General features: G+C 62.8%; 15 protein-coding genes. 6 read left to right on the top strand and 9 right to left on the bottom strand.

All coding sequences use genetic code 11. The annotated features are described in order from the left end of the window. Positions 1 to 3: 3 nt before the first annotated feature. Genes DXT77_RS05505 through DXT77_RS05470 form a run of 8 tightly spaced genes read right to left on the bottom strand, consistent with a single transcriptional unit; the run spans position 4 to position 8,989 of the window. Positions 4 to 1,134, bottom strand: coding sequence for a glycosyltransferase family 4 protein (locus tag DXT77_RS05505; protein WP_119426895.1), 1,131 nt, complete (start codon positions 1,132 to 1,134; stop codon positions 4 to 6). Next, the gene (locus tag DXT77_RS05500; protein ID WP_119426914.1) at positions 1,135 to 2,265 is read right to left on the bottom strand and encodes a glycosyltransferase family 1 protein; all 1,131 of its coding nucleotides are present in this window, start codon (positions 2,263 to 2,265) and stop codon (positions 1,135 to 1,137) included. Then, a complete protein-coding gene (locus DXT77_RS05495) occupies positions 2,249 to 3,616 on the bottom strand; it encodes a glycosyltransferase family 1 protein (protein WP_119426894.1) in 1,368 nt (455 codons plus the stop codon). Before DXT77_RS05495 ends, DXT77_RS05500 begins: the two co-directional genes overlap by 17 nt. Then, positions 3,613 to 4,863 (bottom strand): ABC transporter ATP-binding protein, encoded by a 1,251-nt coding sequence (locus DXT77_RS05490; RefSeq protein WP_119426893.1) that lies wholly within the window; start codon positions 4,861 to 4,863, stop codon positions 3,613 to 3,615. The genes DXT77_RS05495 and DXT77_RS05490 overlap by 4 nt, the downstream gene beginning before the upstream one ends. Continuing rightward, positions 4,863 to 5,660 (bottom strand): ABC transporter permease, encoded by a 798-nt coding sequence (locus DXT77_RS05485; protein WP_085686105.1) that lies wholly within the window; start codon positions 5,658 to 5,660, stop codon positions 4,863 to 4,865. The genes DXT77_RS05490 and DXT77_RS05485 overlap by 1 nt, the downstream gene beginning before the upstream one ends. Next, the gene (locus DXT77_RS05480) at positions 5,661 to 7,103 is read right to left on the bottom strand and encodes a mannose-1-phosphate guanylyltransferase/mannose-6-phosphate isomerase (RefSeq protein ID WP_119426892.1); all 1,443 of its coding nucleotides are present in this window, start codon (positions 7,101 to 7,103) and stop codon (positions 5,661 to 5,663) included. It abuts the gene before it with no gap. 3 nt (positions 7,104 to 7,106) lie between these two features. After that, a complete protein-coding gene (gene gmd / locus DXT77_RS05475) occupies positions 7,107 to 8,078 on the bottom strand; it encodes a GDP-mannose 4,6-dehydratase (RefSeq protein WP_085708757.1) in 972 nt (323 codons plus the stop codon). Beyond that, positions 8,075 to 8,989 carry a GDP-mannose 4,6-dehydratase gene (locus DXT77_RS05470; RefSeq protein ID WP_119426891.1) on the bottom strand — a complete coding sequence of 305 codons (915 nt, stop codon included), beginning with the start codon at positions 8,987 to 8,989 and terminating at the stop codon, positions 8,075 to 8,077. The genes gmd and DXT77_RS05470 overlap by 4 nt, the downstream gene beginning before the upstream one ends. Positions 8,990 to 9,415: 426 nt before the next feature. Between DXT77_RS05470 and DXT77_RS05465 the strand changes: the two genes are divergently transcribed. Genes DXT77_RS05465 through DXT77_RS05440 form a run of 6 tightly spaced genes read left to right on the top strand, consistent with a single transcriptional unit; the run spans position 9,416 to position 17,367 of the window. After that, positions 9,416 to 10,975, top strand: coding sequence for a glycosyltransferase (locus DXT77_RS05465; protein WP_256662902.1), 1,560 nt, complete (start codon positions 9,416 to 9,418; stop codon positions 10,973 to 10,975). Continuing rightward, complete coding sequence (locus DXT77_RS05460; protein WP_119426889.1) at positions 10,969 to 12,273, top strand: glycosyltransferase; 1,305 nt, start codon at positions 10,969 to 10,971, stop codon at positions 12,271 to 12,273. Before DXT77_RS05465 ends, DXT77_RS05460 begins: the two co-directional genes overlap by 7 nt. Next, positions 12,270 to 13,184, top strand: coding sequence for a bifunctional 2-polyprenyl-6-hydroxyphenol methylase/3-demethylubiquinol 3-O-methyltransferase UbiG (locus tag DXT77_RS05455; protein ID WP_119426888.1), 915 nt, complete (start codon positions 12,270 to 12,272; stop codon positions 13,182 to 13,184). Before DXT77_RS05460 ends, DXT77_RS05455 begins: the two co-directional genes overlap by 4 nt. Further along, positions 13,178 to 13,993 (top strand): class I SAM-dependent methyltransferase, encoded by an 816-nt coding sequence (locus DXT77_RS05450; protein ID WP_119426887.1) that lies wholly within the window; start codon positions 13,178 to 13,180, stop codon positions 13,991 to 13,993. The genes DXT77_RS05455 and DXT77_RS05450 overlap by 7 nt, the downstream gene beginning before the upstream one ends. 55 nt (positions 13,994 to 14,048) lie before the next feature. After that, complete coding sequence (locus DXT77_RS05445) at positions 14,049 to 15,245, top strand: DUF3142 domain-containing protein (RefSeq protein ID WP_119426886.1); 1,197 nt, start codon at positions 14,049 to 14,051, stop codon at positions 15,243 to 15,245. Beyond that, entirely contained in the window at positions 15,232 to 17,367 is a 2,136-nt protein-coding gene (locus DXT77_RS05440) for a hypothetical protein (RefSeq protein ID WP_119426885.1), read from the top strand. The genes DXT77_RS05445 and DXT77_RS05440 overlap by 14 nt, the downstream gene beginning before the upstream one ends. Here the strand turns inward: DXT77_RS05440 and DXT77_RS05435 are convergent. Next, a complete protein-coding gene (locus tag DXT77_RS05435) occupies positions 17,364 to 17,993 on the bottom strand; it encodes a LysE family translocator (RefSeq protein WP_119426884.1) in 630 nt (209 codons plus the stop codon). The genes DXT77_RS05440 and DXT77_RS05435 overlap by 4 nt on opposite strands. Positions 17,994 to 18,099: the final 106 nt, after the last annotated feature.

The raw sequence follows: 18,099 nt of genomic DNA, 5'->3' as shown, positions 1-18,099 counted from the left end.
GGATCAGGCGTAGGACAGCGCCTTTTCCTCCAGCAGTTCCTGATACAGCTTCGTCCACTTGCGGCCCATTTCATCGGCTGTGAATAACTGCCGGTAACGGGCTTCCGCCTTGATGCCCATTTCGGCGGCGCGGGTCGGGTTTTCCCACAGGGTGCGCATCGCTTCGCGAAACGCCTGTGGATGACTGGGCGGCACCACCAGCCCGGTTTCGTTGTGAATATTGATGTAGCTGGTACCGGTGCCGATCTCGCTGGAGATCATCGGCTTGCCGTACATCGCACCTTCCAGCAGCGAAATGCCGAACGCTTCCGAACGCAGGTGCGACGGGAAGACGATGGCATAGCTCAATTGCAGCAGGGCAACCTTGTCTTCATCGCTCACCCGCCCGAGGAAATGGATGTTGCGCAGCCCCAGCGCAGCGGCCTGAGCGTGCAGTTCCTGCTCCAGCGGGCCGGCGCCGACGATCACCACCGGGTAGTCCACGTCTTTCAAGGCATCAAGCAGGATGTGCAGGCCCTTGTAGTAGCGCATCACCCCGACGAACAGGAAAAACTTATCCCCAAGCTGCTGGCGCCAGCGGTTCATGCGTTCGACGTCAGGTTGTGGATAACCGGCCTTGTTCAGGCCGTAGGGAATGACGCGGGTCTTGTCCTGGAACTGCTGCAACACATCGCTGGTGTGCAGGTAGTTCGGCGAGGCCGCGACAATCCGGTCGGCGCTGGCGAGGAAGCGGTTCATCAGCGGACGGTAGAGCTTGAGCAGGTTCTTCTGGCGAATGATGTCCGAGTGGTAGGTCACCACACTCGGTTTGTTCATGCCGCTGGCGAAGTGCACCAGGTCCATGAACGGCCACGGGAAGTGATAGTTGATCACGTCGGCCTCCGCGGCCAGTTCGCGAAACTGTTTGAACACGCTCCAGGAAAACCCGGTGGAAGCGAACTGGATGTCGAGCCTGGCGCGATGCACTTCGTGCTGGCCCAGTTGCAGCACCGCCGGCTCGGGATTGGCGCTGAGGGTCAGCACCTGACCTTCGATGCCATGCTGGGCGCCGCTCTCGCAGAGCTGGAAGATCACTTGCTCGATGCCACCGACCGAGTCAGGCAGGTACGTCTTGAAAAAATGAAGAACTCGCATTCAACCTCCCAAAGCCTGGCGGTAGGCGCCGGCCGTGGCCTGCGCGCAACGCTTCCAGGAAAAAAGCCGTGCCTGCTGCAATCCGGCTTCCCGGCATGCCTGCCAATGCGCTTGATCGTCGATCAACCGGCTCAGCGCATCACGCAGGCCGTCTGCATCGTCAGCTTCAATATAGTTTCCGGCGGCACCCGCGACTTCCGGCATTGCCGAGGAGCGGGTGATCACCACGGGCGTGCCACTGGCCATCGCTTCCAGCACCGGCAGGCCAAAACCTTCATACAACGAGGGGAAAACCAGCGCCCGGGCGCCGGCCAGCAATTGTGCGACCTGCTCATCCGGCAAGTAGCCGAGCAGGCACACATGACCGCTGGCCAGGGCCTGACGCAATTCGTCACTGAACTGTTCGCGCTGCCAGCCGGCCATGCCGACGATCAGCAGCGGGAAGCGCTGACGCACGGCTTCGGGCAATAGCCCGTGGGCGCGCAGGGCCAGGCTCAGGTTCTTGCGCGGCTCCAGGGTGCCGACACACAGAAAATACTCCCGCACTTCCACGGCATGGGCCTTGAGCACGGAGTCGATGGCTTGCGGCTCGCGTGGATGAAAGCGCTCGGCGACACCCAGAGGCGCCACCACGAAGCGCTCGGCAGGCAGTCCGAAATAGTCTTGGGCTTCGTCAGCGATGGCTTGCGAGTCGGTCAGAATCACCCGCCCCTGCTGAATACCGTCGGCCAGTCGCCGCTCGATTTCCCTGAGCCGTGCCTGCGGCTGGGTGTCCGGGAAATGCAGGTGCGTCAGATCGTGCAAGGTGATCACGGTCGGGCCGTCGAAGGCCAGCGGCCACAGGCTCGGTTCGTGGTACAGGTCGATGTCGGACGCACGGCCCTGATCGAAGCGTTTCTGCTCCAGCCAGCGGCGTGCCTGGTAGGCACCGGGGATCTTGCGCAGCATTGGGGTCAGACGCGAGTAACCGGGCATTGCCGCTTCCGGCAGCTGCGAACTCCAGCCCCAGCCGTGGAACAGCGCCACGTCGATATCGGTCTCGGCGTGCAAGGCGTTCACCAGTTCGGCGACGTAGTGACCGATCCCGGTGCGTGGCGCCTGGAGAATCCGTGCGTTAAGGGCTATGCGCATGGGACCTCGCTTGCACCGATGGCGCTTGCAGCACATGGCGTGCGGTGCGTTCGGCCAGTTGCTGACTGGCTTCGCGCCAGCCGATCCATTGCCAGTCGGTCACATCGCGGGCGGCAGGGAATTGGCCACTGCGCTCGAAGGCCATGACCAGTCCGGCGAGCTGTTGCGGATCGTGCAAATCAAAATAGGCCATGAACTCGCCGCCGATCTCGCGGAACACCGCGATGTCGCTGCCCATCGCCGGCAATCCGCGCTGCATGGCCTCCACCAGCGGCAGACCGAAGCCTTCGACGAAGGACGGGAACACCAAGGCGCTGGAATGGGCATAGGCGTGTTCCAGGCTGGTGTCGCTCAGGTCGTTGAACATGAACAGGCGCCGGTTCAGTTCGGCGTGGTTGCGCACCCGGGCGAGCAGGGCGTCGCACTTCCAGCCGATGCGTCCGGCGATGCACAGGCGTGCGTTCGAACCGGCCGCCCAGGCGCGCTCGAAGGCGTCCAGCAGGTAGTCGTGGTTCTTGCGCGGTTCGATGGTACTGACCATCAGGAACACCGGCTCCGGTGTGGCGAACAGGCGTTCCAGGCGCGGCTCGACAGCGGCCTCGACGCTCTGCAGATCGAGTTCCGAGCCGAGGTGGAAGTAGTCGAACCAGCGTTTCTCGACCTGTGCCGAACCGAGGCGGCGCTGCACCTCCTCACGGACCTGATCGCGCACCGTGGCGGAAATCGCCAGGTAGCCGTCGGCGGTACGGGTGATCCAGTCGAACCATTCGCTGAAAACCTGCACCAGCCGCGTGTCGTAAAACTGCGGGTGGGTCAGGGGAATCAGGTCGTAGATCACCGCAACGATGCCCACGCCTTCGCGTTTGAGCCGTTCGGCATGCAGGAAAAAGTCCGAGTGCCAGGACGAATCCAGCAACACCAGTTGATCGCCCGGCTGGTGTTGCAAAGGCTCGCAGCGCTGTGGCAACTGATAGCGATTGACCTGCTCGACCAGCCGCAGCGGAATGCCGAACAGACCAAATGAAGCCAGACGATAGCCGACGTAGAGAGCACGTCGTGTCAGTTTGCTCCGGCAACGACTGTCGAGGCGCTGATGCCATTGCCAGAAACGATGGGCCAGTCGTTCCAGGCGCTCGCCGAACGTGACGATGGCGTTGAACAGCGGCGAGTCCAGTGGCGCCAGGCGCGTCACGCGGTACAGCTTGCCCTTGAGCAGGACCACTGGCACGCACTCGACACCTTCCGCGCTCGGCGGCAATTGTTTGATGACATTGCGCACCACCCGCTGAATGCCCGAATTGACTTTCGGGTGGCGGAACACGTGGGTGCATTCGACCAGCAGGCGAGTCATGGCGCACGCTCCGCGAGTGCTTCAATGCGCCGGGTGATCGATGTTCTGGCTCCGAGCCACGAGCAGCCGACGAAATCTTCCTGACGGTTGTTGATCACGTGGAACACCAGCCCGTAGTCGCGCCATTCGAAATTGCGGTCCAGATGCGAGTCCAGCCGTGAGAGGCTCAGGGCCACGGAATAGTTGCCCTTACCCAGGCCCATCACGAACGCAAAGCGGTAGGTGATGCGCTCGCCTGCGTGCAGGTCTTCCAGAGCCTGGTTCTGGCGATGGGTGTTGATCCCGTACATGGCCTGCCCGAGGCGATCCTTGATCATGAAGCCCAGCACCAGCCGTTCGATGTCCTGACGGACTTCGACCTGCACCTCCAGCACCACCGCCTGGCCGACTTCGGCGGCGTCGATGGAGCGCTCGTGCTCATCGAGCAGGCGCACACTGAGAATGCCGGCCTCGCCGGTACCGGACACGGTCTGTACCTGGCCGCCGGGCAGTGTTTCCTGGCGCACTGTCTGGCCTTCGCGCTCGGCGAGCAGGGCGTTGTAGTAATCCATGACCGCTTCGGGCTTGTCGTGCATGGCCATGTGGCCACCTTCGAGCAGGATCGCCGAGTCACAGATCGACTGGATCGCCGAGCGGTCGTGGGACACGATCAGCAGTGTGGTGCCGGCCTTGCGGAAGCTGCGGATGCGGTCGAAGCTCTTGTGCTGGAAATACGAGTCGCCCACCGACAGCGCTTCGTCGACGATCAGGATGTCCGGGCGGCGCGCGGTGGCGACACTGAAGGCCAGGCGCATCTGCATGCCGCTGGAATAGGTGCGCACCGGGTGATCGATGGCCTCGCCGATTTCCGCGAAGCGTTCGATGTCCGGCATTAGCGCTTCAATTTCTTCGACCTGCATGCCCAGAAGCTGTCCGGCCATCACGGCGTTCTGCCGGCCGGTGAAGTCCGGGTGAAAGCCCATGCCCAGTTCCAACAGCGCCGCGACCCGGCCTTGCAGCTGAATCTGGCCGCAGGTCGGCTGGGTGGTGCCGGTGATCATTTTCAGCAGTGTGCTTTTACCGGCGCCGTTGACCCCGACAATGCCTACCGCTTCGCCGGGAGCGATCTCGAAATTCACATCCTGCAGCACCCAGTGCTGGCGGTGACGCACCGGCGAGAACGGAATCAGCCATTCGGCCAGACGGCTCCAGCGAGTGGGGTACTGCTTGTAGGCCTTGCCCAGGCCTGTGACGCGTATGTGCCCCATCAGAGTTCATCCACCATTTCGCCGACCCGCCGGCGGAACAGGCGCAGGCCGACCGCGCACAACAGCAGGCCGATCACGAAGATCGGCAGCAACGAACTCCACACCGGCCACTGACCGTAGAGAAACAGGTTCTGGTAACTGCCGATCAGATTGGTCAACGGGTTCAGTTGCAGCAGGCGCTGCACCCACTCGGGCAGGATGCTCAGCGGATACACGATCGGCGTCAGCCAGAACCAGAATTGCAGGCAGATGGCGAACAACTGCCCGACATCACGAAAGAACACGTTGAGCACACCGAGGATCATGCCCAGCCCGGCGCAGAACAGCACTTGCAGCGCCAGCAGCGGCGCCAGTGCCAACAGCGCCATGCCCGGCCAGCGCCCGGTGATCAGCAGGAAGCCGAGAAACAGGCCGATGATGATCGCGAAATTGATCCCGGCATTGAGCAGCACGATCACCGGCAGGCAGAGGCGCGGGAAGCTGATCTTCTTCAGCAGGTTGGCGTTCTCCAGAAACATGTTCTGGCTGCGCAGGGTGATTTCCGAGAACAGCCCCCAGGTCAGCAACCCGGCGCACAGGTAGACGCTGTAGGCCATGCCGTCGTCCACGCCGGGCAGACGGGCACGCATGATGTGGGAAAAGATCACCGTGTAGACGATGATCATCGACAGCGGGTTGAGTACCGTCCACAGCGCGCCGAACAGCGAATTGCGGTACCGCGCTTGAAACTCCCGCTTGACGCTACCGAGGATGAAACCCCGGTAGTCGTGCAGCGAGCGGTACAGGGAAAGCAGCATTCACACCGTCCTGCCGTATTGGTCTTCGAAGCGGACGATGTCGTCCTCTCCCAGGTATTCGCCGCTTTGCACTTCGATGATCACCAGATCGATCACGCCGGGGTTTTCCAGACGATGCTTGTGGCCGGCGGCGATGAACGTCGACTCGTTCTTCGCCACCAGGGTCGTGCCGCTGCCGTTGTTGGTGACCTTGGCCATGCCTTCGACCACCACCCAGTGTTCGTTGCGGTGATGGTGCATCTGCAACGACAGCTTGCCGCCAGGCTTGACCACGATGCGCTTGATCTTGAAGCGCGGGCCTTCCTCGAGCACGGTGTAGGTGCCCCAAGGACGGCTGACCGTGCGGTGCAGGCGATAGGCTTCGTGGGATTTGTCCTTGAGCTGCTTGGCCACGCGCCGCACATCCTGTGCGCGGTCGGCGTGCGCGACGAGAATCGCGTCGGCGGTGTCGATCACGATCAGGTCTTCCACACCCACGGCGGCCACCAGCCGGCCTTCGCTCTGGACGAAGTTGTTGCGGCTGTCGATGAAGATCGCCTCACCGCTGGCGCGGTTGTTGTCGGCGTCCGCCGGCACCAGTGCGGCGACCGCACCCCACGAACCGATGTCGCTCCAGTCGAAACCGGCGGGCACGACCGCGACTTTTTCCGAGCGCTCCATCAGCGCATAGTCGATGGAAATATCGGTGATTTCGGCGAACAGCTGTGGCGACAGTTCCTGTTGCAGGCAGCCGACGGTTTCCACCGGTTCGCTGGCGGCCATGCAAGCGCGGGTCTGCTCCAGCAGCTCGGGGGCGTGCAGTTGCAGTTCGGCGATCAGAGTTGCCGTGGTGAAGCAGAACATCCCCGAGTTCCACAGGAAGTTGCCGCTCTCCAGATAATGGGTGGCGGTTTGCAGGTCGGGTTTTTCCACGAAGCGCTGCACCTTGGCTGCGCCCCTGGCATCCAGCGGCGCGCCGGTCTCGATGTAGCCGAAGCCGGTTTCCGGGGCGGTCGGAACCACGCCGAAGGTCACCAGATAACCGTCCTTCGCCAGGTTGACCGCGTGTTCGACCGCGCCCTTGAGTGCATCTTCGTCGACGATCAAATGGTCGGCGGGCATCACCACCATGATGGCCGCATCGCCATGCAGGGCTTGCAGCGACAGGGCCGCGGCCGCGATGGCCGGGGCGGTGTTGCGTCCGGTGGGCTCGAGCAGGAAGTGCCCGCGATGCCGGGACAGGCGCGCGGCCTGATAGTGATCCTTGCTCTGGAAGTAGTACTCGCGGTTGGTCACCGTGACGATGTCGCCCCAGCCGTCCAGCAGGCCGGCGGCGCGCCGATAGGTCTTGCCCAGCAGCGACTGGCCGTCGGGCAGGGTCATGAACGGCTTCGGATGGCCCTCGCGGGACACCGGCCACAAACGGGTGCCGGCACCGCCGGACAGAATCACGGGGATCAGCATGGCCTACTCCTTGGCGACGCGTTTCATGTCCGCATCCATCATCATGCGGATCAGGGTGTCCAGGTCGGTCTTGGGTTTCCAGCCCAGCACCCGCTGGGCCTTGGCCGGGTTGCCGAGCAGCACTTCGACTTCGGCCGGGCGGAAGAACGCCGGGTCGATTTTCACGTAGTCGCGGTAGTTGAGACCCACGTGATCGAAGGCGATGCGGCACATCTCGCGCACGGTGGTGGTGACGCCGGTGGCGACCACGAAGTCGTCGGGTTTGTCCTGTTGCAACATCAGCCACATGGCTTCGACGTAATCGCCGGCAAAGCCCCAGTCGCGCTTGGCGTCGATGTTGCCCAGGGCCAGTTCCTGCTGTTTGCCCTGCTTGATCCGGGCGGCGGCGTCGGTGACCTTGCGGGTCACGAACTCGATGCCGCGCAGTGGCGATTCATGGTTGAACAGGATGCCGCTGCTGGCGTGCAGGTTGAAGCTTTCGCGGTAGTTGACGGTGATCCAGTGGCCGTAGAGTTTGGCTACGCCGTAAGGGCTGCGCGGATAGAACGGGGTGTTCTCGTCCTGTTGCTCGGCCTGGATCAGACCGAACATTTCACTGGTCGATGCCTGATAGAAGCGCGTATGCGGGCTGAACTGGCGGATGGCTTCAAGCAGGTGAGTCACGCCCAGGCCATCGACGATGCCGGTGGTCACCGGTTGATCCCAGGACGCGGCGACGAAGCTTTGGGCCGCCAGGTTATAGACCTCGTCCGGCGCCGACTTGATGACTGCGCGCTGCACCGAGCAGGCGTCGGCCATGTCGCCGTCCAGGTACACGATGTCGCCTTCGACGCCCATTTCCCGCAGGCGCCAGCGCGAGTCGCTGCTGCGTCGCGCCACCAGGCCGTGAACCTTGTAACCCTTGTCGAGCAACAGTCTGGCCAGATAGGCGCCATCCTGACCGGTGATCCCTGTGATCAATGCACTTTTTGTCATTCTTGTCGTACTCGCTTCTCCCAGTCGGACAGGATCGCCCGCAGGGATTGTTGTATAGAGATTTGCGGCGTCCATCCTGTGGTCCGGGCGAGCCGTTGATGGCTGCCGCAGACGCGACGCTGATCGGCGCGACGCATGCGCGCCGGATCCTGAACCAGTTGCAGCTCGACCTCGGCCAGGTCGCCCATCTGCTCGATGAGGCTGCGAATGCTTTGCTCATGGCCCGAGCAAATGTTGTACACCTGCCCCGGCGTGCCTTTTTCCAGCAGCGCGAAATAGGCCGAGACCACGTCGTCGGCGTCGAGGAAGTCCCGGGTGACATCGATGTCACCGACTTCCAGTTGCGGCGCTTGCAGCCCTTGCTTGATGCGATTGATCTGCCGTGCGGCGCTGGCGATCACGAAGCTGTCTTTCTGCCCGGTACCGATGTGGTTGAACGGACGCGCCACCAGCACTGGCCAGCCTTCGCTCAGGCCCCATTGCAGGCTGAGATATTCGGCGGACAGTTTGCTCACGGCGTAGGGGTTGCGGGGGAAGGGCGGTTGTTGTTCGGTGATCGGCAGTGCGGACTCTTCGACCTGACCGTAGACGTCGCCGGAGCTGACATACAGAAACGAGCCCTTGAAGCCTCTAGCCTTGAGCGCCTGTAACAGGTTCAGGGTGCCGAGCAGGTTGATGTCGAAGGTGCGGGCCGGGTCGCGAAACGCTTCGGGCACGAAGGTCTGGCCGGCCAGGTGAATGACGGCGTCAGGCAATTGCGGCCACAGGTCGACGAGGCTTTGCGGATCCGTCAGGTCATAAGGTGAAGCGGCAGGCAGCAGTTCCCACGCCGGGTCATCGAGCATCAGACGCGACTGGATATGTTGTCCCACGAATCCGCTGAGACCCGTGATGAACAGACTTCTTTTCAAACAGCGACCCCTTGGTCTTTAACTCTCACCTTTTCCCACAGGCTTGAAGGGAATGTCTGTCAGACCTGGAGAAAAATCAGGTCGGAAGAATGGTGAAGTCGTTGTTGTATTTGTTTGGCTGCCAATCTGTGCCAATTGCGCAGCAATTTCAACCGACCAAACCGTGACCGGTCAGTTCTCGTCAGCGTAGCCCGGTTTTTCTTGCCGGGCGGTTCACGAATCTCGAACGGATGTGTTTAGAATGCCCCTCGTCGCGGTTTGCCGAGCGTTGCCGGAGTGGTAGCGCGGCACGGTGAAACTGACCACTAAAACAAGAACGACGACGTGCTTCGGGACACAGGACGATTGTCGGCCATGCCGACCCGATCCGATGCCTGGCCGTCATAGCGTGAGGCTGCCGGGATGGCGGTCGCACCGTGGGATGCCATGAATTTCATTCTCTACTCGGACGTCAACGACCGCTCCATCAGCCAGAGTCTCGGGCGTCCCGAATACAGCTATTACTTCGTGCTCAAGGCCTATCGTCCGGTGCTCGAAAGCCTGGGCCGGGTGCATGTGGTGTCCACCCGCGCCGAGGTCGATCCACTGTATCGACAGCTGCTCGCTGCCGGCGAAAGCAGTGTGTTCCTGTCCTTCACTCCGCCGCAGAATACCCCGACCGATCTCGAGTGCCCGACGATCTGCGTGATTGCCTGGGAGTTCGACTCCATCCCCGATGAGTCGTGGGACGGCGATCAACGTCAGGACTGGACACAGATGCTCGCACGGCAAGGCCGGGTCATCACGTTGTCGAGCCACACCGCCCGGGCGATCCGCCGGGCCATGGGCGAAGACTTTCCGGTCCTGGTATTGCCGACGCCGCTGTGGGAAAACTTCGCCGCCATTCGTGAGCAACATGTCAGCGCGCCGGTCAATGTCGGGGCAACGCTGGCGATCAAGGGCTGCATTTTTGACAGCCGCACGCTGGGACTCTCTGCCGATGACCTGCTGCCCAAACCGCTGACCGCCGAGCAACTGGCGGACATCGAGGCGCGCCGCCCGCCACCCCTGACACTCAAGCGTCGACTGGTCATTGCCCGTCATTACCTGCGTCTGTGGGCGTTGAATCCGAGTGATCAACCCGAGCCCATGGCCCGCGTGAAATATCTGCATCACGGCTACTGGGAAGGCTTTCGCGATCTGTTTTCGGACAAGGCCCATGCCTGGCTCGAACGGCGCCTGCCGAACATTGCAGGTCCCCATGAAGTGGCGGTGGACGAACCGCCGCTGGAACTGCCGGACACTTCAGCCGTGGTGGAAACCACCGTCGATGGCGTGATCTACGTCACCGTGTTCAATCCCAGGGATGGCCGCAAGAACTGGCATCAACTGATCACCGCATTCTGCTGGGCCTTTCGCGAAACGTCTGACGCAACGCTGGTGCTGAAGATCACCCAGAACGATCTGGCGTCCTACTACAGCGAACTGATGACCTTGCTGGCGCAACTGACGCCGTTCGCCTGCCGGGTGCTGGTGATGCATGGCTATCTGGACGATCCGCAATATGCGCGGCTTTACCAGGCGGCCAGTTTTTACGTCAACGCGTCACGCTGCGAAGGCCTGTGCCTGCCGCTGATGGAGTTCATGTCCAGCGGCAAACCGGTGATCGCTCCGGATCACACGGCGATGGAGGACTACATCGACGACGCGGTGGCCTTCGTCGTCCGGTCCAGCGAAGAGCTGACGATCTGGCCCCAGGACACACGCATCATCTACCGCACCTTGCGTCACCGGCCGGACTGGGGCTCGCTCAAAAGTGCCTACGAGAACAGTTACCGGATGGCCAAGGCTCAGCCGCAGGACTATCGCCGAATGTCGGTCGCCGCCGTCGAACGCATGCACGACTACTGTGCTTTCGCCCCGGTACAGCAGCGCCTGGCGGACTTCTTCGGCCTGGTGCCGGCGGCTGCCGATGACGCCCCCGTGACGGACAACGCCCCATGCTGATCATCATTTATTCGGAAACCAACCAGCACACCATCGCGCAGAATCTTGGCCGTTCCGAGTACAGCTATTACTTCGTGCTCAAGGAATATCGCCCGGTGCTCGAGCGCCTCGGGCGGGTGGTGGAAGTGACGGACCCGGCACGCGAAGTCGACGCGCTGTACCTGGAGTGCCTGGCACGTGGCGAGCCGTGCGTGTTCCTGTCGTTCTCGCCGCCTCATCGCACACCGATTCATCTGGCTTGCCCGACGTTGCCGGTATTCGCCTGGGAATTCAGCACCATCCCCAACGAGCCCTTCGACAACGAGCCACGCAACGACTGGCGCACGGTGCTGCGCGCCTGCGGCGCGGCGATCACTCATTCCAGCTACACGGTCAACGCGGTGCGCGAGGCCATGGGCGCCGACTACCCGATTGTCGCGGTGCCGGCGCCGGTGTGGGACCGCTTTGCCGCCCGGGGCGCCCAACTGCAAGGCCAGCCCTCGACGGGCCCCGTGCGCCTGAAGATCAAGGGGCTGGTGGCCGACAGTCGCCAGCTCGATCTCGACGCCTTCGGTCCGAAGCATCTGCGCCGTGGCAAAGGAATCGACTTCGAGGCGCCGGTTCGCGAGCAGGAGTTGTTGCTGGACGGCGTGGTGTACACCTCGGTGTTCAACCCCGGCGACGGGCGCAAAAACTGGGAAGACATGCTCAGTGCGTTCTGCGTGACGTTCCGTGAGGTCGAAGACGCCACGCTGGTGCTCAAGCTCACCCACCACGATGCCGAAGAAGCCCTCAGCGACATCCTTCATCACCTGTACAAGAACCGCTCCTACCGCTGCCGCATCGTGCTGATCTACGGCTACCTCGCGGACGCGGACTACGAGCGCCTGGTGCAGGCCACCCGCTACGTGGTGAATACGTCCTACGGCGAAGGCCAGTGCCTGCCGCTGATGGAGTTCATGTCCTGCGGCAAACCGGCAGTGGCGCCGCGCACCACGGCGATGATCGATTACCTGAGCGAAGACAATGCGTTTCTGGTCGAGTCCACCGATGAACTCACCGCTTGGCCTCACGACCCGCGCAAAGCGTTTCGCACGCTGCGTTACATGACCAACTGGGCGTCGGTCTGCGTCGCCTATCGCAACAGCTACGAGGTGGCAAAAAACCAGCCACAGCGTTATGCGCAGATGTCGGCGCAAGCCGTCCTGAGCCTGCAAGGATTTTGCAGTCAGGCCGTGGCCGAGCAGCGTTTGCGGGACTTTCTCGCGCAACTTTTCGAGCATCGCGCAATGGCGGCGGTCGAGGCTTCCGGCTCATGATCCGCGCATTGATCAGACGCCTGCGCCCGGCGGCGCAACCCGCGCCAGTGCCTGCCCCTGAGCCTGTCAGCGAGCGTGGTTCACCGCGGGATATCGGCTTGCTCGACGCGATCCTCGACGGCTGGTTTCGCGCTGACAGCGGCGAGTTGCTCAAGGGGTTCGCCATCGGCGCGGACGACACCTTGCTCGATGTCGGTTGCGGTGAAGGTGTGGCGACCCTGTTTGCGGTGCGTCAGGGAGCGTCGGTGATCTTCACCGACAGCGAACTCGACAAGGTCCGTGAACTCGCCCGACAGGTCGAGGCGCAATCGACACGGACGAATCTGGGCCTGGTCAGCAACAGTCTGCCATTGCCGCTGGCCGATGGCTGCGCCAGCAAAGTGGTGTGCATGGAAGTGCTCGAGCATATCGACGAGCCCGAACCGTTCATGGCCGAACTGGTGCGCATGGGCCGTCCCGGCGCCCAGTACCTGCTGAGTGTCCCGGCCCCGGTGGGCGAGCATCTGCAAAAAGGCATCGCCCCCGCCAGTTACTACCAGTCGCCCAACCATGTGCAGATTTTCACCCCCGAGCGGTTTGCCGCGCTGGTGCAGGACGCCGGACTTGTGATCGAGCATCGTCAGGTCAACGGCTTCTTCTGGGTGATGGGCATGATCTTCTTCTGGGCCAGCGAACGGGCGGCCGGTCGCGATCTGGAAGGCGCGGTGCGTGACCGGATCCAGGCGCCGTATCCGCCGCTGATGGAAAGCTGGGCGCGCACCTGGCAAGACCTGCTGGCCCTGCCCGACGGGCCGGCGATCAAGCAATTGCTCGATCAACTGATGCCCAAGAGTCAGGTGATCATCGCCCGCAAACCGCTGCAAACCGCTTCGTCCACCGCCGAACCTCTTTCTGGAGCCACCCCATGCTGAGCCTTTTGAAGAAACTCACGGCGACGACGCCCGCGCAGCCATCGCTGCCTGCGGCCGAGACGATCAACTCGTTCGAGCTCGGCTTGCGCGACGCCATGCTCAGCGGCTGGTTCAACCACGAAACCGGCGAGCTGTACAAAGGCTTCCCGGTGTCCGCCGACGACACGGTGCTGGATGTCGGCTGCGGTGACGGCGGCAACATGCAGTTCTGCGGCATGCGCGGGGCGAAGTTGATCGTGGCCGACATCGATGCGGGCAAGATCGACGCTGCGCGTCAGCGTCTGGGCGAAACCACGGCGCAAAGCGTCGAGTGCCATGTCACCGACGGCAATCCGCTGCCGATTGCCGACAACACGGCGACCCGCGTGGTGTCCACCGAGGTACTTGAACACGTCGATGACCCGGCGCAGTTTCTCGCCGAGCTGGTGCGTGTTGGCCAGCCGGGTGCGCTGTACCTGTTGAGCGTGCCGCACCCGAGCTCGGAAAACCTGCAGAAAGACATCGCCGCGCCGGCGTATTTCGAGCACCCCAACCACATTCGCATCATCAGCGAAGAGCAGTTCAAGGCGATGGTCAGCGCGTCGGGTCTGGAGATCATCAGCCACAGCCAGTACGGTTTTTACTGGTCGCTGTGGATGCTGCTGTTCTGGGACGCAAAGGTCGATCTGAGCAACCCGGATCACCCGCTGCTCAACCATTGGGCTGAGACGTGGCAGGCGGTACTCAACTCGCCGCGTGGCGCGCAGATCAAGGACGCGCTGGACGGTGTCGTGGCGAAAAGTCAGGTGATCATCGCTCGCAAGCCCTGATCCACGGGCTTTTGTGTAACCTTGCAGCCTTGTGTATTCGAAGGTTTGCAAAGGTATGCGGGTTATCGTGGGTCTGCCGGCACTGCTGGTTTCCTTGCTGTTGCTGGGCGCGTGCAATCAATCGGACGCGCCGGCGCTCGACCAGCAACTCTATGTCTGGCAACGCCAGTGGACGCAGGCCCATGAAGCGGCGCTCAACGACAGTCGCGCCGACTTCTCGACCCTGCGGGTGCTGGCGTTGCAGGCCTTTCCTCAGGCGGGCTGGAGCCGGGCGAGAATCGATCCGCAGTTGCTCAAGCGCGATGGCCGGCCGCTGATCGCGGTGATTCGCCTCGATGGCCAGCTCAAGGCGCTGGATCAGGAGCAGGTCACCACACAGATCCTTCAGGTAATTGATGACTGGCAAATCCGGGGACTCACGCTGGCCGGGATCGAGATCGACCACGATGCCGGCATCGCGCGGCTGCCGGCATACGCTGACTTCCTGACTCATTTGCGTGCTGCTTTGCCGTCATCACTTCCCTTGAGCATCACTGCGCTGCCGGCCTGGCTCGACAGTCCGCAACTGCCGGCGCTGCTGGCGACGATCGACAGCAGTGTGTTGCAGGTGCATGCGGTCAGCGATCCGCGCCGCGGTCTGTTCGACCCTGAACAGGCGCGCAACTGGGTGAAGCGCTGGGGGCGGGTCAGCGATAAACCGTTCTACCTGGCGCTGCCGGCCTACGGCGTGGCGCTGTTGCCGGATGACGGTGGCGCGCCAGTGGTGGAAAGCGAGGTGACGCTGGAGCGAAGCGGGGAACGGCGTGAATTGCTGGCCGATCCACAGCAATTGAGCCGACTCGCCACAGCACTGCGCGAAGATCCACCGGCGCACCTGGCCGGGCTGATCTGGTTCCGCCTGCCGCTGGCCAACGACCGCCGTGCCTGGAGCCTGACCACGTTGCGCGCGGTGGCCCGAGGCGATGCGCTGTCCAGCAGACTCGACGTGAACTTCAAGACGCAGGACGGCCTCTACGACATCACGCTCGGCAACGCCGGCAACCTTGATAGCCCCTGGCCTGCGCGTTTGCGGATAAAAGCCAGTGGCTGCGAAGGTGCCGATGCGCTGGCCGGTTATTCGTTGCAACAGACTGCGGATCTGCTTACCTTCACCCGCTTGCGCGACGGCCGATTGCCGGCGGGCGGGCAGCGTGCGATCGGTTGGGCACGTTGCGCAAATATTGATCAAGGAGGTTCGCATGTTGACCCGTAACTGGCCCCGCCATCTGCTTTGCCTGAGCCTCAGCCTGCCGCTGGGATCGGCGCTGGCCTGCGGCCCGGATTTTCCGATGCGTCTGCTCGACGATCGCGGGCAATCGCTGGCGGAACTGCCGGAGGGCAACTTCAGGTTCGAGATCAGTCGTCTCGGCAAAACCATTGCGGGGCTGAAGAACGTCACGGCGGTCACCTACAACCCGGACGACGTCTATGGCGAACCAAAGGAGCCCGCTGAACTGCGCGAGAAGGCCGAGCAGCAGGGCCTGAGCGCGGAGCAGCAGGCGCTGGTCAAACAACTGCGCAGCCTGACCGATGCGCGTCAGGTCGAGGAGCAGGGCGCGAGCCTGCCGGCGGAGCTGCGTCTGTATGTGGCGGGCGCCGTGGCATTCGGCGCTGGCGATCATCAACTGGCGGTCGAGTATTTCCGCCAGTTGCTGGCGCTGCCGGCCGATCAGCGTCCGTTGCGCAGCACCTGGGCCGCTTACTCGCTGGGCCGGGCGTTCTATGCCATGAGCAGTGAAGCGGGCGATGCGCTCGAGTCGTTGGAAAACGCCATCGAAGCCTTCCGCCAGACGCGACAACTGAGCATCGACGGTTTCAGCGATCCGCTGGAGCTGGGCGTGGCCAGCCTCGGCGAAGAGGCGCGAGCGCTGCGCACGGCGGGCAGTTGGGACAAGGCCATCGAACTCTATGCCACGCAAAACCTGCATGGCTCGAACGTCGGCTACACCTCGTTGAAGTTGTTGATGAACGATCTGGCCGAAGAGCCCGAGGATCGACTGGAAAAGTTGCTGCGTGGCAAAGCCGTACAGCAATTGGTCACCGCCTCGCTGATCAGCCGGATCGGCTGGTCGTTCGGCGATGAGCCGCCGAACGAGAAAAAACTGATCAAGGCCCTGCAAGAGAGCACCCGCGGCAGCCTCGATAACGCGGATCGTCTGGCGGCCATGAATTATCAACAGGGCGATTACGCCAGTGCCAAAGCGTTCCTCGAACACGCCGGCGACAGCGGCCTGGCGTGGTGGCTGCGGGCGAAACTGGCGGTGCGCGACGGCGATAAAAACGCTGCTGCAGCGGCCTATGCCAAAGCCGCGCAAGCCTTCCCGCAGGACGAATCCTGGGGCGAACGGCGTACCGCCGACTGGAATCTTGAATCCCTTCAGCCTAAATGTCGGGTCGAAGGTGAAAGCGCGATTCTGGCGCTGCAACGTGGCGAGTATCTGCAGGCGTTCGATCAGTTGTATCGCAGCCAGAGCATTTACTGGTTCGACGCTGCGACCGTGGCCGAGCGGGTGCTGACGCTTGATGAGCTCAAACAGTATGTCGATGCCAAGGTTCCGGCGCCGCCCGCGCTGAGCCAGCAGGATCGCGACAATTACGTGCCGCTGCCGGTGGCCGCCAGCCTGCGCAATCTGCTGGGGAGACGCTTGTTGCGTGAGGGTCACTACGAAGAGGCGGTCGGCTATTTCGACAATCCCGATTTGCAGCACAAGGCCCGGCTCTACGGCCAGCAACGGATGAAGGCCGATTCGGCGTGGTGGCCGACCAAGCGTGCCAGTGCGCTGTTCAATGCCGCGTGGACGGCCCGCGAGTGGGGCATGGACATCCTGGGTTATGAAATGGCCCCGGATTACGCGACCTTCGGCGGCAACTACAGCCTGGAAACCACCGAGCTGAAAGTCGGGCCGCTGGTGAGTGAAGCCGAAGTGCAACGGCAGAAGGCCAGCGAAGCGCAGCCGGATGAGCGTTATCACTACCGGTTCGTTGCCACGGCGCTGGCCAGTCGTGCGGCGGATAACCTGCCACACACCAGCCAGGCGTTCGCCGCCGTGCTGTGTTCGGCCGCCGGATGGAACAGCAGCCTGGAAGAGCAAAGTGCGTTGTACAAGCGCTATGTCGATGAAGGGCCTTACGTTCCATGGGCTGTGGACTTCGGTCATCAGTGCCCGTATCCGGACTTCGAAAACGCCGACAAGCGCTATGTCACACAGGTGACCGACTCGGTGCGTTCGACTCTGCGGCCCTACAAGTGGCCGGTGATCGGTGCGATTGTCGCGTTCACGGCCGTTGCGTTGTTGCTGATTACCCGCCGCCAGCGCAAGGCCCGCAAAGCCTAAGCCTGCTGCACGAACGTCAGGCGCACGGCAAAGCCGATCAACAGGCTGCCGAACAACCACTGCTGCACCCGTTGGGCCGTCGGGCTGTGTTTCAGCCAGCGGCCCAACGCCGTGCCGAGCAAGGCATAGGCGCTGTCGAACAGCAATCCTGCGGCCACCAGCATCGCGCCGAGCGCCGCAAACTGCGTCAGCACCGGTGCGCCATCCGCCACGATAAATTGCGGCAGCAGCACCGAGCAGAACAACAAGGCTTTCGGGTTGAGCAGATTGGTCAGCAGGCCACGACGGATCGCTGCGCGCCACTGCCCGTGTATGTCCGTTACAGCGTCGACGTTCAAATCCGGCAGCAGCGTGGTACGCAGGCATTGAATACCTATCCACAGCAAGTACGCCGCCCCGGCCATCCGCACCGCATCGAACGTCCACGGCGCAGCCTTGAACAGCGCCGCCAGCCCCAACGCCGCGAGTGCTACATGACAACCTCGGGCAACCGCCAACCCAACCGCCGTGGCCAGCGCTGCACCGCGACCCTGGCGGGCACCGGTCTGCAACAGCAGGATCATGTCCGGGCCGGGCAGCAGATAGACTACGGCCAAAGCCAGGAAAAACAGCCAGAGACTCGCCATGTCGCACCCCTTTCGTTGTCGATTCGGTGCAACCAGTCTATGACCGAGGGGCAGGGCAGGTGCTTGCGTAGTTGGCTTCTATAACCGTCAGGATTGGCATAACCTG

It is taken from the genome of Pseudomonas sp. 91RF, assembly GCF_003576265.1.
Classification (GTDB): Bacteria; Pseudomonadota; Gammaproteobacteria; order Pseudomonadales; family Pseudomonadaceae; genus Aquipseudomonas; species Aquipseudomonas kribbensis.
Note: the sequence above shows the minus strand (reverse complement) of the source record. Positions and strands in the feature narration are given on the sequence as shown.